Genomic DNA, 15,328 nt, shown 5'->3' with positions numbered 1-15,328 from the left:
TCCTGGATAAACCGTTGTCGTTAAGCAAGGGCCGACCTTAGAAGGTCTGGCCCAGAGAGAATTGGAACACCTGGGTATCGGCATCGTCCGGTTTCTTGACCGGCATTGCCAGGCTGAAGCTCAGCGGGCCCAGTGCAGTAATCCAGGTCACGCCCAGGCCGACCGAACTGGCCATGCCCGAGAAGCCGACCTTCTCGCAATCAGGCTTGCTGCCGCAATTGGTGTCGAACACGTTACCCACATCCCAGAACACGGAGGTGCGCAGCGAACGCTGATCCTTGACGAACGGCAGCGGGAACAGCAATTCGACGCCACCTTGCACCAGCACGTTACCACCGAACGGCAACGGATCCTGATCCGGGTCGGCGATGGTACCGGGCTTGCCACCTGGGTTGCCTTCACCGCGGCTTGGGGTACTACGTGGGCCCAGGCTGCTGTCCTTGAAGCCACGCACGGAGTTGAAGCCACCCGCGAAGTAGTTCTCGTAGAACGGCAGGCCGGAGGTGCTGCCATAACCATCACCATAGCCCAGCTCGGTGTGCAGGCGCAGGGTGTAGTCGTTGGTAATCGGCTTGAACAGTTGGCCACGGTAGTCGAGTTTGAAGAACGACAGGTCGCTGCCCGGAATGGTCGACTCCAGGGTCAGGCTTTGCGAGTGACCACGGGTCGCCAGCACGCCTTTGTTCAAGGTCGACTCGGACCAGCCGATCGACGCCTTGAAGTTGAGGAAGTTGTCGCCCTCCTGGTCGAGGAAGTCGAAGATCTCGTCAACGGTGTACTTGCCGGTCTTGATCTTGTCCTGCTGCACGCTCAGGCCGTAGGTCAGGCGCGAGGTTTCGCTGATCGGGTAACCCAGGCTCACACCTGCACCAAGGCTGTCCACCGCGTAGCTGGCCACGTCGACATCGAGGTCATCGTAGTTGGTGCTGCGGTAGAAGGCGTTGTAGCCCAGGCTCACGCCGTCGGCAGTGAAGTAGGGGTCCACGAAACCAAAGTTGTAGCGGGTCTGGTATTCCGAACGGGTCAAGCCGATGGATACCTTGTTACCGGTACCGAGGAAGTTGCTCTGGCTGATCGAACCACCCAGGATCAGGCCCGCGCTCTGGGCGAAACCGACGCTGGCGGTGATCGAACCGGAGGCTTGCTCCTCCACGCTGTAGTTGACGTCGACCTGGTCATCGGTGCCTGGCACCGGTGGGGTCTCGACGTTGACTTCCTTGAAGAAGCCCAGGCGCTCGAGGCGAGTCTTGGACTGGTCGATCAGGTAGGTCGACGCCCACCCGCCTTCCATCTGGCGCATTTCGCGACGCAGCACTTCGTCTTCGGTCTTGGTGTTGCCGCGGTAGTTGATGCGGTTGACGTAGGCACGCTTGCCCGGGTCGACCACGAACATGATGTCAACCGTGTGGTCCTGTTCGTTCGGCTGTGGCACGCCGTTGACGTTGGCGAAGGTGTAGCCCTCGTTGCCCAGGCGGCGGGTGATCAGCTCGGACGTGGTGGTCATCACCTTGCGCGAGAATACCTGGCCGGGCTGCACCAGCAGCAGCGACTTGACCTGGTCTTCCGGCACCTTGAGGTCACCGGACAGCTTCACGTCGCGAACGGTGTACTTCTCGCCTTCATTGATGTTGACGGTGATGTAGACGTGCTTCTTGTCCGGAGTGATCGACACCTGGGTGGAGGCAATGTCCATGTTGATGTAGCCGCGGTCCAAGTAGTAGGAACGCAGGCGCTCAAGGTCGCCGGACAGCTTTTCGCGGGCGTACTTGTCGTCGTTCTTGAAGAACGACAGCCAGTTGGTGGTTTTCAGCTCGAACAACTGGCCCAGGGTTTCGTCATCGAACACGTTGTTGCCGACGATGTTGATGTGCTGGATGGCCGCGACCGTGCCTTCGTTGATCTTGATCTTCAGTGCCACGCGGTTGCGCGGCTGTGGCACCACCTCGGCGTCGACCTCGGCCGAGTAGCGGCCCTGGGCCACGTACTGGCGCTGCAGTTCGTTACGCACGCCTTCAAGGGTGGCACGCTGGAAGATCTCGCCTTCGGCCAGGCCGGATTGCTTCAGGCCTTTCATCAGGTCATCGGTGCTGATCGCCTTGTTGCCTTCGATCTCGATGCTCGACACCGACGGGCGCTCGACCACGTTGATGATCAGCACATTGCCATCGCGGTTCAACTGGATGTCCTGGAAGAACCCGGTCTTGAACAGGGAACGGGTCGAGTCCACCAGGCGGCGGTCATCAGCCTGGTCACCGACGTTCAGCGGCAAGGCCCCGAACACGCTGCCGGCGGATACCCGCTGCAGGCCGTTGACGCGAATATCGGAGATGGTGAAGGACTCGGCGTGAACTTCAGCGATCATCAGTGCGGACATGACCGCAGTTAGCAGCAGACGTTTCATGAAGTCCTTTTATTCCAACTGGCAATAAACAACCCGCCGTGAAAAAACGGCGGGTTCGCAATTGAGCGAAGCTTTATAGTCGACCCAGATCGTTGATCAGGGCGAGCAACATCACCCCTATGACCAAACTGATACCGATCTGGACCCCCCAACCTTGCACCCGATCCGACAGCGGACGACCGCGCGCCCACTCGACCAGATAAAACAGCAAATGCCCCCCATCGAGTACCGGGATGGGCAGCAGGTTAAGAACCCCCAGGCTTATGCTCAGGTAGGCGAGGAAATTCAGGAAATCCCCGATGCCGGACTGGGCTGAAGCGCCCGCCACTTTAGCAATGGTTATCGGTCCACTCAAGTTTTTTACCGAGAGCTCCCCGAACAGCATTTTCTTCAGCGATTCGAGGGTCAGGACACTCATGTTCCAGGTGCGTGACAAGCCCTCGCCCACCGCCTCCAGCGGGCCATAGCTGACTTCGCGAAGCATGCTGGCAGGCCATTCGCCACCTTTGACCCCGGCGCCCAGGTATCCGGCAACGGCCTTGCCCTCGCCCTTGTGGGCCAGGACCACCGGCACGTCGAGGGCAGCACCGTCGCGCTCCACGCGGACCTGCACCTTGGCGTCCGGGCGGGCACGTACACTGTCGACCACCTGCTGCCATTCGGTCACGGCAACGTCATCGACCGCCAGCAGCTTGTCACCACTCTTGAGGCCCGCAGCGGCAGCCGGCCCTTTCGGGTCGATCTCGGCCAACACCGGCGCAATCGCCGGGCGCCATGGGTGCAGCCCAAGGGACTGGATCGGGTCTGGCTCATCGGCGCCTTTCAACCAGCTGTCCAGCTTGACCTGCAACTGGCGCTCGGCACTGGCGCCATCGTCGCGCACGCCAACCTGCAAGGTGCCGCTCTCGCCCAGGCGCCGCACCAACTGCAGGTTGACCGAGGCCCAACCGCTGGTCGGCTTGCCGTCCACAGAGACGATTTCCTGACCTGCGGCCAGCCCGGCCGACGCCGCCAGGCTACCGGCATCGACGCTACCAATGACCGGGCGAACCTGTTGGGTACCCAGCATCGCCAGCAGCCAGAAGAACACGATTGCCAGCAGGAAGTTGGCGATCGGGCCGGCCGCGACAATGGCGATACGCTGGCCTACCGGCTTGCGGTTGAACGACTGGCCGAGCAACGCCGGCGGCACATCACCTTCGCGCTCGTCGAGCATCTTCACGTAGCCGCCCAGCGGGATCGCCGCCACGACGAACTCGGTGCCATGGCGGTCATGCCAGCGCAGCAGCGGCGTGCCGAAGCCCACCGAAAAACGCAGCACCTTCACGCCACAGCGGCGCGCGACCCAGAAGTGGCCGAATTCATGAAAGGTCACCAGCACCCCCAGGGCCACGAGGGTGCCGATAATCATGTAGAGCGCTGTCATGTCCATCTCCGAATGATATTCAGCGGGGCGGGGCAATACCCTGCCCCCTCACGCACCGTAGCGAGCCTGCATCAGCGGCCGTGGCGGCGCAGCCACTCACGGGAAAGCTCCCGGGCCCGCTGGTCGGCGGCGAATACCGCATCCAGGGAAGGCAGGGGCACCACAGGTTCCTGCTCGAGTACCTGTTCGATCATACCCGCGATCTCCGGGAAGCGAATACGCCGCTCGAGAAATGCTTGCACCGCCACTTCGTTGGCGGCATTGAGCACGGCGGGGGCACTGTTGCCGGCTTCGGCAGCCTGCCGCGCGAGGCGCAGGCAAGGGAAGCGTTGTTCGTCGGGCGCCTGGAAATCCAGACGAGCGACGGCGAACAGGTCCAGCGGCGCCACCCCGGAGTCGATCCGCTCGGGCCAGGCCAGGGCGTTGGCGATCGGGGTACGCATGTCGGGGTTGCCCAGCTGCGCGAGGACCGAGCCATCCACGTAGTCGACCAGCGAGTGGATCACGCTCTGCGGGTGCACCACCACTTCGACCTTGGCCGGCGCAGCATCGAACAGCCAACAGGCTTCGATCAGCTCCAGCCCTTTGTTCATCATGCTGGCCGAATCCACGGAGATCTTGCGCCCCATCGACCAGTTAGGGTGCGCACAGGCTTGCTCCGGGGTCACCCCCATCAGCGCTTCGATGGGCGTTTCACGGAATGGGCCACCGGAAGCCGTCAGCAGGATCCGCCGCACCCCCACGGCACTCAGGCCGCGGGCATAGTCGCCAGGCATGCACTGGAAGATAGCGTTGTGCTCGCTGTCGATTGGCAGCAGCACCGCGCCATGGCGCTGCACGGCGTCCATGAACAGGGCCCCCGACATCACCAGCGCTTCCTTGTTGGCGAGTAGGACCTTCTTGCCCGCCTCGACAGCCGCCAAGGTGGGCCGCAAGCCGGCAGCCCCGACGATCGCCGCCATCACGGCGTCCACTTCGCTTGCCGACGCCACCTGGCACAGCCCGGCGTCGCCTTCTAGCACCTCGGTCGCACAACCGGCTGCCGCCAGCCCTGCACGCAAACGCATGGCCGCCTCGCTGCTCGGCACCACGGCGAACGCCGGGCGGTGGCGCACGCACAGGGCCAGCAGTTCGTCGACACGTGAATAGCCGCTGAGGGCGAACGCCTGGTAGCGATCAGGGTGCCGGGCAATCACGTCCAAGGTGCTCAGGCCGATGGAGCCGGTGGCACCGAGCACGGTGATACGTTGCGGGCGAGTCACATGACACCCCATTCGGCAGCCCACAACAACACGGCAAAGATCGGGATCGCCGCCGTCAGGCTGTCGATGCGGTCGAGCACACCGCCGTGGCCGGGAAGCAGGTTGCTGCTGTCCTTGATGCCGGAGCGGCGCTTGAACATGCTCTCGGTCAGGTCACCGACCACCGAGGCCATCACCAGCAGCGCAGCACCCAGCAAGCCCAGCAGCACCTGACCAACGCCCCAGTCGCGGCTTATGCCCACCCCCAGGGTGATCAGCAAGCTGACCGCCAGGCCGCCATACACGCCTTCCCAGCTCTTGCCGGGGCTGACCTGCGGAGCCAGCTTGCGCTTGCCGAATGCACGACCAGAGAAGTACGCGCCGATGTCGGCAGCCCACACCAGCACCATGACCGAGAGAATCAGCCAGTTGCCCAGCGGCCAGTGCTTGAGCAGCACCAACCCCTGCCAGGCGGGCAGCAACACCAGCAGCCCTATCAGCAGCCGGCAGGCAGCACTGGCCCACAACTCGCTGCTGCGTGGATAGGTCAGCACCAGCCAGGTCGCCAACCCCCACCAGATCACTGCGGCGCCGAGCACCCAGGGGGCCAGTTCCGGCAGGATGTACAGCAGCATCAGCGCCCCGGCCACCACCAAGGCGTAGGCAATGCGCATTGGCTGGGCCATCAGGCCGGCCAGGCGCGCCCACTCCCAGGCACCGAGGGTCACTACGAAGCCGATGAACAGGGCAAAATCCCCACCGTTGAGCAGGAAGAAACCACCCAGCGCAATCGGCAGCAGGATCAGCGCGGTAATGATGCGTTGTTTAAGCATTAAGCACGAGCTCCAGCCTCGACCTGCTCGCTGGTCTTACCGAAGCGGCGCTGGCGCGAAGCGAAATCGGCCAGGGCATTACGCATGGCCTCGTGTTTGAAGTCCGGCCAGTACAGGTCGGAGAAATACAGCTCGGCATATGCCAGCTGCCACAGCAGGAAATTGCTGATGCGATGCTCGCCACCGGTGCGGATGCACAGGTCCGGCAACGGCAGTTCACCGGTTGCCAGGCACGTCTGCAGCAGGCCAGGAGTGATGTCGTCCGGGCGCAGGTGCCCGGCTTGCACTTCCCGCGCCAGCCGTTGCGCGGCCTGGGCAATGTCCCACTGGCCGCCGTAGTTGGCAGCGATTTGCAGGATGAAGCGGTTGTTGCCGGCGGTCAGCGCCTCGGCCTCACGCATGGCAGCCTGCAGCTCCGGGTGGAACCGCGAGCGGTCACCGATGATGCGCAGGCTGATATTGTTTTCGTTCAGGCGCTTGGCCTCACGGCGCAGGGCCGAGAAGAAAAGTTCCATCAGCGCACCGACTTCTTCGGCCGGGCGCTGCCAGTTTTCACTGGAGAAGGCGAACAGGGTCAGCACCTCGACCCCGGACTGGGCACAGACTTCGATGACCGCGCGAACGGCGTCGACACCCGCCTTGTGCCCGGCCACGCCGGGCAGCAGGCGTTTTTTTGCCCAGCGGTTGTTGCCGTCCATGATGATCGCGACATGACGCGGCACCGAGGACGGCACCGCTGGCTTGGTCTTTTCCATTAAAAAACCCCGGCCTCAGACGGCCATCAGGTCCTTTTCCTTGGCCTTGAAGGCAGCATCGACCTCGGCAACGAACTTGTCGGTCAGCTTCTGGATGTCATCAGCGGCGCGACGCTCTTCGTCTTCGCTGATTTCCTTGTCCTTGGTCAGCTTCTTCAGGTCGGCCAGGGCGTCGCGGCGCACGTTGCGCACGGCTACCTTGGCGTCTTCGGCAACAGCGCTGGCCTGCTTGGTATAGCCCTTGCGGGTTTCCTCGGTCAGGGCCGGCATCGGCACGCGAATGGTGGTACCGGCGCTGGACGGGTTCAGGCCCAGGTCAGAGGTGAGAATGGCTTTTTCGATAGCCGCGCTGAGGTTCTTGTCGTGGGCGACGATCTTCAGCGTGCGGGCATCTTCGACGGTGATTGCAGCCACCTGGTTCAGCGGCATCTCGCTGCCCCAGGCAGTAACCTTGACGGTATCCAGGATGCTTGGGTGAGCGCGCCCCGTACGGATGGCCGCCAGGTTGCGAGCCAGGGCCTCGAGAGACTTGGTCATGCGCTCCTGCGCGTCTTTCTTGATGTCGTTGATCATTTCTGGACTTCCTCGATCAGGGTTCCTTCCGCGCCGCCATGCACGATGTTCAGCAGGGCGCCGGGCTTGTTCATGTTGAAGACGCGCAGCGGCATCTTGTGGTCGCGGCATAGGCAAATTGCCGTGAGATCCATTACCCCCAGCTTGCGATCCAGCACTTCATCGTAGGTCAGATGATCGAACTTCTCGGCATGCGGGTCCTTGAATGGATCTGCAGTGTATACACCATCGACCTTGGTTGCCTTCAATACCACGTCGGCATCGATTTCGATGGCGCGCAGGCAAGCGGCAGAGTCGGTGGTGAAGAACGGGTTGCCAGTACCGGCGGCGAAAATCACGACTTCCTTGGCGTTGAGGTGACGCATGGCTTTGCGGCGGTCGTAATGATCGGTCACACCCACCATGGAGATCGCCGACATGACGATGGCAGTGATGTTCGCCCGCTCCAGCGCGTCGCGCATGGCCAGGGCATTCATCACGGTGGCCAGCATCCCCATGTGGTCACCGGTAACACGGTCCATGCCGGCTGCACTGAGCGCCGCACCACGGAACAGGTTGCCACCGCCGATCACCAGGCCGACCTGAACACCGATGCCGACCAGTTGGCCGACTTCCAGCGCCATGCGATCCAGGACCTTGGGATCGATCCCGAACTCTTCCGAGCCCATCAGGGCCTCGCCGCTAAGTTTGAGTAGAATGCGTTTATAGCGAGCCTGATGACCACTGCCCTGCTGAGCCATTGCGAATCTCTCCTGCGGCGTTTGTAAAATTCTGGCGGGCTGCTTGAGCCTGCTTGTAACTGTAACGTGACGCAACGGTTGCGTCCGCGAACAGCGGTTTCTGTAAACCGCTCCCGCTTTGACAAAGAGGCTGCGCGCGTGAGCGGGCAGCCTCTTTGGGGCGACAGACGGGGCTGTCTTACTGCTTGGCAGCAGCTACCTGAGCGGCAACTTCAGCAGCGAAGTCGTCGACTGGCTTCTCGATGCCCTCGCCTACTTTGAAGTAGGTGAAGGAAACGATTTCAGCACCGGCTTTCTTGGCCAGCTCGCCAACTTTGACTTCCGGGTTCATGACGAAAGCCTGCTCTTTCAGCGACGCTTCAGCCTTGAACTTGGTGATACGGCCGTTGATCATGTTCTCAACGATGTTCTCTGGCTTGCCGGCGATCTTGTCAGCGTTCAGCTGCAGGAACACGCCCTTCTCACGCTCGATGGCCTCGGCGGAGATTTCCGACGAATCCAGGAACTCTGGGTTCGACGCAGCCACGTGCATGGCGATGTTCTTGGCCAGCTCGACGTCGCCGCCGTTCAGGACAACAACGGCACCGATCTTGTTGCCGTGCAGGTAGGCACCAACAACGTCACCCTCAACGCGCACCAGGCGGCGGATGTTGACGTTCTCGCCGCACTTGGCGACCAGGGCTTCACGAGCAGCTTCACGCGAAGCGATCAGCGGCGCGGCGTCGGTCAGCTTCTGGGCGAAGGCTTCTTCGAGGCTTTCAGCAACGAAGTTCTTGAAGTCGTCTTGCAGGGCCAGGAAGTCGGTCTGCGAGTTCACTTCCAGCAGAACGGCGGATTTACCGTCGGTCTTGACCGCGATAGCGCCTTCAGCAGCGACGTTGCCAGCCTTTTTGGCGGCCTTGATGGCGCCCGAGGCACGCATGTCGTCAATGGCTTTTTCGATGTCGCCGCCGGCCTTTTCCAGGGCCTTTTTGCAATCCATCATGCCTTCGCCGGTACGCTCGCGCAGTTCTTTGACCAGCGCTGCAGTAATTGCTGCCATTTCAAAATCCTCTTGGAAAGTTTTTCAACCATTCCACCCGTTGGTCACGGGCGTTAAATTCTGCAAATCCGCTGCTTGTATTCCAGCAGGCCCATGATGCGGGGCCGATGCTGACAGCAGGATTTCAAGGTGGCAAAAAGGGGGCAGAGCCCCCTTTTCGCGTGCCAAGTAGACGCTAGCGCCTATTACTCAGCAGCAGGTGCAGCCGCTTCTTCAGCGTAGACTTCAGTGCCGCCGGCAACGTTGTTGCGGCCGCGGATGACGGCGTCAGCCATCGAAGTCATGTACAGCTCGATAGCGCGAATGGCGTCATCGTTACCTGGGATGATGTAGTCAACACCTTCCGGGCTGCTGTTGGTATCGACAACGCCGATAACCGGGATACCCAGTTTGTTGGCTTCGGTGATCGCGATGCGCTCGTGATCAACGTCGATAACGAACAGAGCGTCTGGCAGACCACCCATGTCCTTGATGCCGCCCAGGCTGCGATCCAGTTTTTCCAGGTCGCGGGAGCGCATCAGGGCTTCTTTCTTGGTCAGCTTGGCGAAAGTGCCATCTTCGGCCTGGGTTTCCAGGTCGCGCAGACGCTTGATCGAGGCGCGGATGGTTTTGTAGTTGGTCAGCATGCCGCCCAACCAACGGTGGTCAACGTATGGCGAACCGCAACGAGCGGCTTGCTCGGCGACGATCTTGCCGGCGGAACGCTTGGTGCCGACGAACAGGATCTTGTTCTTGCCCTGGGCCAGGCGCTCTACGAACGACAGAGCGTCGTTGAACATTGGCAGGGTTTTTTCCAGGTTGACGATGTGGATCTTGTTACGCGCGCCGAAAATGTACTTGCCCATTTTCGGGTTCCAGTAACGGGTCTGGTGGCCGAAGTGCACACCGGCCTTCAGCATATCGCGCATGTTGACTTGGGACATGATAGTTCCTTGATAAGTCGGGTTGGGCCTCCACGTATCCCAATGACCAACCCGCGAATTCTGCAACTCGGGGCACCCAGGTCATCGTGTCGACACGTGTGTGGGTTAAATGCTGACGGGGTCGTGCCCGAAAGCGGCGCATGTTATACCACAGACCGCGGGCAAACGGAACCCGGTGGAGGCAGCTGCAAGCTGCAAGCTGCAAGCAAAAGCAAAAGCAAAAGCAAAAGCAAAAGCAAAAGCAAAAAGCAGCCGACGCACGATCCGCTTCTTCTTGTAGCTTGCCGCTTGCCGCTTGCCACTTGCCACTTGCCACTTGCCACTTGCAGCTTGCACCCTGACGCTCTGATAGAATAAGCCCTTTCCCGTTTGTTCGCGCCGTGCACGGCGCCGTAGAGAGCCTGTAATGACCGTTACCATCAAAACCGCAGAAGACATCGAAAAGATGCGCATCGCTGGCCGCCTGGCTGCCGAAGTGCTGGAAATGATCGAGGAACACGTCAAGCCCGGCGTCACCACCGAAGCGCTGGACCGCCTGTGCCACGACTACATCGTCAATGTTCAGCAGGCCATCCCGGCGCCGCTCAACTACAAAGGCTACCCGAAGTCGATCTGCACCTCGATCAACCATGTGGTCTGCCACGGCATCCCCAATGACAAGCCGCTCAAGGACGGTGACACGCTGAACATCGACGTCACCGTGATCAAGGACGGCTACCACGGCGATACCAGCCGCATGTTCCACGTCGGCACCGTGCCAGCATGGGCAGAGCGCCTGTCCAAGGTGACCCAGGAATGCATGTACAAGGCCATTGAACTGGTCAAGCCGGGGTGCCGCCTGGGCGACATCGGTGAAGTGATCCAGAAGCACGCCGAAAAGAACGGCTTCTCGGTGGTGCGTGAATTCTGCGGGCACGGTATCGGCAAGGTGTTCCACGAAGAACCGCAGATCCTCCACTACGGCCGCGCAGGCACGGGCATGGAACTGAAAGAAGGCATGACCTTCACCATCGAGCCCATGATCAACCAGGGCAAGGCTGACACCAAGGTGCTGGGCGACGGCTGGACCGCCATCACCAAGGACCGCAAGCTCTCGGCCCAGTGGGAGCACACCCTGGTGGTGACTGCGACCGGCTACGAGATCTTCACCCTGCGCAAGGACGACACGATCCCGCGCACCTCGGCCTGATCCCGGCCAACCCACGACAGGAACGTGACGCGATGCCCCAGGTGGACCCCGAACTGTTCGACCGCGGCCAGTTCCAGGCGGAACTGGCCCTCAAAGCGAGCCCTATCGCCGCTTTCAAGAAAGCCATCCGCCTGGCCGGCGAGGTGCTCGACAAGCGTTTTCGCGCCGGCGGCGACATTCGCCCGCTGATCGAGGCCCGTGCCTGGCTGGTCGACAATATCCTGCAACAGGCCTGGAACCAGTTCGACTGGGGCGACCACAGCGGCATCGCCCTGGTTGCGGTGGGTGGCTACGGGCGCGGTGAACTACACCCGCATTCGGACATCGACCTGCTGATCCTCCTGGGCGCTGCCGAGCATGAACAGTACCGCGACGCCATCGAACGGTTTCTGACCTTGCTGTGGGACATAGGCCTGGAAGTCGGCCAGAGCGTGCGTACCGTGGACGAGTGTGCCGAGCAGGCCCGCGCCGACCTCACGGTGATCACCAACCTGATGGAAAGCCGCACCATTGCCGGCCCGGAGCCGTTGCGCCAACGCATGCTGGACGTGACCAGCACCGCACACATGTGGCCGAGCAAGGAGTTCTTCCTGGCCAAGCGCGCCGAGCTCAAGGCCCGCCACCACAAGTACAACGACACCGAGTACAACCTGGAACCCAACGTCAAAGGGTCCCCTGGCGGCCTGCGCGATATCCAGACCGTACTGTGGGTGGCGCGCCGCCAATACGGCACCTTGAACCTGCTCGCGCTGGCTGGCGAAGGCTTCCTGCTGGAAAGCGAGAACGAACTGCTGGCCTCGTCGCAGGACTTTCTATGGAAGGTGCGTTACGCCCTGCACATGCTGGCCGGCCGCGCCGAAGACCGCCTGCTGTTCGACCACCAGCGCAGCCTGGCCGAACTGCTGGGCTACCACGACGAGAACCCCAAGCGGGCGATCGAGCAGTTCATGACCCAGTACTACCGGGTGGTGATGAGCATCAGCCAGCTGTGCGACCTGATCATCCAGCACTTCGAGGAGGTCATCCTCGCCGACGAGGACAGTGGCAGCACCCAGCCGCTGAATGCGCGCTTCCGCCTGCATGACGGCTATATCGAGGCTACCCGGCCGAACGTGTTCAAGCGCACACCGTTCGCCATGCTGGAGATGTTCGTGCTGATGGCCCAGCACCCGGAAATCAAGGGTGTACGCGCCGATACCGTGCGCCTGCTGCGCGAACACCGGCACCTGATCGACGACACGTTCCGCACCGACATCCGCAATACCAGCCTGTTCATCGAGCTGTTCAAGTGCGAGATCGGCATACACCGCAACCTGCGCCGAATGAACCGCTACGGCATCCTGGGGCGTTACCTGCCCGAGTTCGGCCTGATCGTCGGGCAGATGCAGCACGACCTGTTCCACATCTATACCGTGGATGCGCACACCCTCAACCTCATCAAGCACCTGCGCAAGCTGCAGTACACACCGGTGTCCGAGAAGTTTCCGCTGGCCAGCAAGCTCATGGGGCGCCTGCCCAAACCCGAGCTGATCTACCTGGCTGGCCTGTACCACGACATCGGCAAGGGCCGCCACGGTGACCACTCGGAGCTCGGTGCGGTAGACGCGCAGAGGTTCTGCGAACGCCACCAACTGCCCGCGTGGGACAGCCGGCTGATCGTCTGGCTGGTGCTCAACCACCTGGTGATGTCTACCACCGCCCAGCGCAAGGACCTGTCCGACCCGCAGGTGATCAACGACTTCGCCCTGCACGTCGGCGACGAAACGCGCCTGGACTACCTGTACGTGCTGACCGTGGCCGATATCAATGCCACCAACCCCAGCTTGTGGAACTCGTGGCGCGCCAGCCTGTTGCGCCAGCTTTACACCGAGACCAAGCGGGCCTTGCGCCGCGGCCTGGAAAACCCGCTGGACCGCGAAGAGCAGATTCGCCAAACCCAGTCTGCGGCCCTGGACATCCTGGTGCGCGAGGGCACCGACCCGGACGACGTCGAACAATTGTGGTCGCAGCTGGGCGATGACTACTTCCTCAAGCACACTGCGGCCGACGTGGCCTGGCACAGTGATGCGATCCTGCAGCAGCCCGCCGATGGCGGCCCCCTGGTGCTGATCAAGGAAACCACCCAGCGCGAGTTCGAGGGTGGCACGCAGATCTTCATCTACGCCCCGGACCAGCACGACTTCTTTGCGGTGACGGTAGCGGCCATGTCGCAGCTGAACCTGAACATTCACGACGCGCGAATCATCACCTCCAGCAGCCAGTTCACGCTCGACACCTACATCGTGCTGGACAACGACGGTGGCTCGATTGGCGACAACCCGCAACGGGTGCGGCAGATTCGCGACGGCCTGAGCGAAGCCTTGCGCAACCCCGAGAACTACCCGACCATCATTCAGCGCCGGGTGCCCCGCCAGCTCAAGCACTTCGACTTCCCGCCACAGGTGACCATCCTCAACGATGCCCAACGGCCAGTGACCATCCTCGAGATCACGGCCCCCGACCGCCCTGGCCTGCTGGCCCGGTTGGGGCGGATTTTCCTGGAATTCGACCTGTCACTGCAGAACGCCAAGATTGCTACCCTCGGCGAACGGGTCGAGGACGTGTTCTTCATCACCGATGCCGACAACCAGCCGCTGTCCGACCCGCAACTGTGCAGCCGCCTGCAGGAGGCTATCGTGCAACAGTTGCAGGCCGGCCAAGGCAGCGACACCAGCCCCAGCCGCGTGACCATTTAACGATTAGACGATTGACGAGACCTTGCGCCGATGAACCATGCCTTGACCCAGCTTCAGCCCTACCCGTTCGAAAAGCTCCGCGCCCTGCTGGGCACCGTGAAGCCTGCGGCGAACAAACGCGCCATCGCCCTGTCGATCGGTGAGCCGAAGCACGAATCGCCGGCGTTCGTCGCCCAGGCCATGGCCGATAACCTCGACAAGCTGGCTGTCTATCCCAGCACCCTCGGCCTGCCGGCGCTGCGCCAGGCTATTGGCCAGTGGTGCGAGCAGCGGTTTGGCGTGCCCGCCGGCTGGCTCGACGCCGACCGCCATATCCTGCCGGTCAATGGCACCCGCGAGGCGCTGTTCGCCTTCACCCAGGCCGTGGTCAACCGCGCCGATGACGGCCTGGTGGTCAGCCCGAACCCGTTCTACCAGATCTATGAAGGCGCAGCCCTGCTGGCCGGTGCCACCCCGCACTACCTGCCGTGCCTGGAAGGCAATGGCTTCAATCCGGACTTCGACGCCGTGCCGGCCGATGTCTGGCAGCGCTGCCAGATCCTGTTCCTGTGCTCGCCGGGCAACCCGACCGGGGCGCTGGTGCCCATGGACACCCTGAAAAAGCTGATTGCCCTGGCCGACGAGCATGACTTCGTGATCGCCGCCGATGAGTGCTACAGCGAACTGTACTTCGACGAAGACGCCCCGCCGCCCGGCCTGTTGAGCGCTTGCGCCGAGCTGGGCCGCAGCGACTTCAAACGTTGCATGGTCTTCCACAGCCTGTCCAAGCGCTCCAACCTGCCGGGCCTGCGCTCGGGCTTCGTTGCCGGCGACGCCGACATCATCAAGCCATTCCTGCTGTACCGTACCTACCACGGCTGCGCCATGCCGGTGCAAACCCAACTGGCGAGCATCGCCGCCTGGCAGGATGAAGCGCATGTGCGTGAAAACCGCGACCAGTACCGCGCCAAATACGATGCCGTGCTGGAGATTCTGCAGCCGGTACTGGACGTACAGCGCCCGGACGGCAGCTTCTACCTGTGGGCCAAGGTGCCTGGCGACGATGCCGAGTTCACTCGTGATTTGTTCGAAGCCCAGCATGTGACGGTGGTGCCGGGGTCTTACCTTTCGCGGGAAGTGGATGGTGTGAACCCGGGTGCGGGGCGTGTCCGCATGGCCTTGGTCGCACCGTTGGCCGAGTGCATCGAGGCTGCCGAGCGCATTCGCGCGTTTCTGCAAAGCCGCTGACAGAATCGGGGGGCGGTTTGTACGCGGTTCCTGTGGGAGCGGGCGTGCCCGCGAACACCGGCGCAGCCGGTGCCGGACACCGCGTCGCCTGCTTCGCGGGCAAGCCCGCTCCCACAATGAATCGCGCAGGCTTTTCAAATTTGCAGAAAGACAGTTGCTCCTGCAAGTACGGTGGCAACTCCAAGCCAGCGCAGGCCCTGTGGGAGCGGGCATGCCCGCGAACACCGGCGCAGCCGGTGCCAG

General features: G+C 62.3%; 12 protein-coding genes. 3 read left to right on the top strand and 9 right to left on the bottom strand.

Annotation, left to right across the window (positions count from 1 at the left end):
* Positions 1-37: 37 nt before the first annotated feature.
* The 9 genes from bamA to rpsB all read right to left on the bottom strand — a co-directional run bounded on the left by bamA (position 38) and on the right by rpsB (position 9,934).
* The gene (gene bamA, locus ACF8SD_RS11280; protein ID WP_173887791.1) at positions 38-2,401 is read right to left on the bottom strand and encodes an outer membrane protein assembly factor BamA; all 2,364 of its coding nucleotides are present in this window, start codon (positions 2,399-2,401) and stop codon (positions 38-40) included.
* A gap of 73 nt (positions 2,402-2,474) precedes the next feature.
* Positions 2,475-3,827, bottom strand: a complete 1,353-nt coding sequence (rseP, locus tag ACF8SD_RS11275) for an RIP metalloprotease RseP (RefSeq protein ID WP_173887790.1) — start codon at positions 3,825-3,827, stop codon at positions 2,475-2,477.
* Between the two features lie 71 nt (positions 3,828-3,898).
* The gene (ispC, locus tag ACF8SD_RS11270; protein WP_173887789.1) at positions 3,899-5,089 is read right to left on the bottom strand and encodes a 1-deoxy-D-xylulose-5-phosphate reductoisomerase; all 1,191 of its coding nucleotides are present in this window, start codon (positions 5,087-5,089) and stop codon (positions 3,899-3,901) included.
* Positions 5,086-5,901, bottom strand: coding sequence for a phosphatidate cytidylyltransferase (locus ACF8SD_RS11265; RefSeq protein WP_173887788.1), 816 nt, complete (start codon positions 5,899-5,901; stop codon positions 5,086-5,088). The genes ispC and ACF8SD_RS11265 overlap by 4 nt, the downstream gene beginning before the upstream one ends.
* Positions 5,901-6,656: a polyprenyl diphosphate synthase gene (uppS, locus tag ACF8SD_RS11260; protein ID WP_173887787.1), complete on the bottom strand. Its 756-nt coding sequence runs from the start codon at positions 6,654-6,656 to the stop codon at positions 5,901-5,903. The genes ACF8SD_RS11265 and uppS overlap by 1 nt, the downstream gene beginning before the upstream one ends.
* Positions 6,657-6,671: 15 nt before the next feature.
* Entirely contained in the window at positions 6,672-7,229 is a 558-nt protein-coding gene (frr, locus tag ACF8SD_RS11255; RefSeq protein WP_054911714.1) for a ribosome recycling factor, read from the bottom strand.
* A complete protein-coding gene (pyrH, locus tag ACF8SD_RS11250; RefSeq protein WP_009686950.1) occupies positions 7,226-7,969 on the bottom strand; it encodes a UMP kinase in 744 nt (247 codons plus the stop codon). The genes frr and pyrH overlap by 4 nt, the downstream gene beginning before the upstream one ends.
* 178 nt (positions 7,970-8,147) lie before the next feature.
* Positions 8,148-9,011 (bottom strand): translation elongation factor Ts, encoded by an 864-nt coding sequence (tsf, locus tag ACF8SD_RS11245; protein WP_009686951.1) that lies wholly within the window; start codon positions 9,009-9,011, stop codon positions 8,148-8,150.
* 185 nt (positions 9,012-9,196) lie between these two features.
* Complete coding sequence (gene rpsB, locus ACF8SD_RS11240; RefSeq protein ID WP_003252287.1) at positions 9,197-9,934, bottom strand: 30S ribosomal protein S2; 738 nt, start codon at positions 9,932-9,934, stop codon at positions 9,197-9,199.
* A 406-nt stretch (positions 9,935-10,340) separates the two neighbouring features.
* Between rpsB and map the strand changes: the two genes are divergently transcribed.
* Genes map through dapC form a run of 3 tightly spaced genes read left to right on the top strand, consistent with a single transcriptional unit; the run spans position 10,341 to position 15,085 of the window.
* The gene (gene map / locus ACF8SD_RS11235; RefSeq protein ID WP_009686955.1) at positions 10,341-11,123 is read left to right on the top strand and encodes a type I methionyl aminopeptidase; all 783 of its coding nucleotides are present in this window, start codon (positions 10,341-10,343) and stop codon (positions 11,121-11,123) included.
* Positions 11,124-11,155: 32 nt separating this feature from the next.
* Positions 11,156-13,858, top strand: coding sequence for a [protein-PII] uridylyltransferase (locus ACF8SD_RS11230; RefSeq protein ID WP_173887786.1), 2,703 nt, complete (start codon positions 11,156-11,158; stop codon positions 13,856-13,858).
* Positions 13,859-13,888: 30 nt separating this feature from the next.
* Positions 13,889-15,085: a succinyldiaminopimelate transaminase gene (gene dapC, locus ACF8SD_RS11225; RefSeq protein WP_173887785.1), complete on the top strand. Its 1,197-nt coding sequence runs from the start codon at positions 13,889-13,891 to the stop codon at positions 15,083-15,085.
* Positions 15,086-15,328 lie beyond the last annotated feature (243 nt).

Source organism: Pseudomonas sp. CJQ_9 (genome assembly GCF_043106615.1).
Classification (GTDB): domain Bacteria; phylum Pseudomonadota; class Gammaproteobacteria; order Pseudomonadales; family Pseudomonadaceae; genus Aquipseudomonas; species Aquipseudomonas juntendi.
The sequence above is the reverse complement of the archived record's forward strand: the minus strand, read 5'-3'. Positions and strand labels throughout refer to the sequence as shown.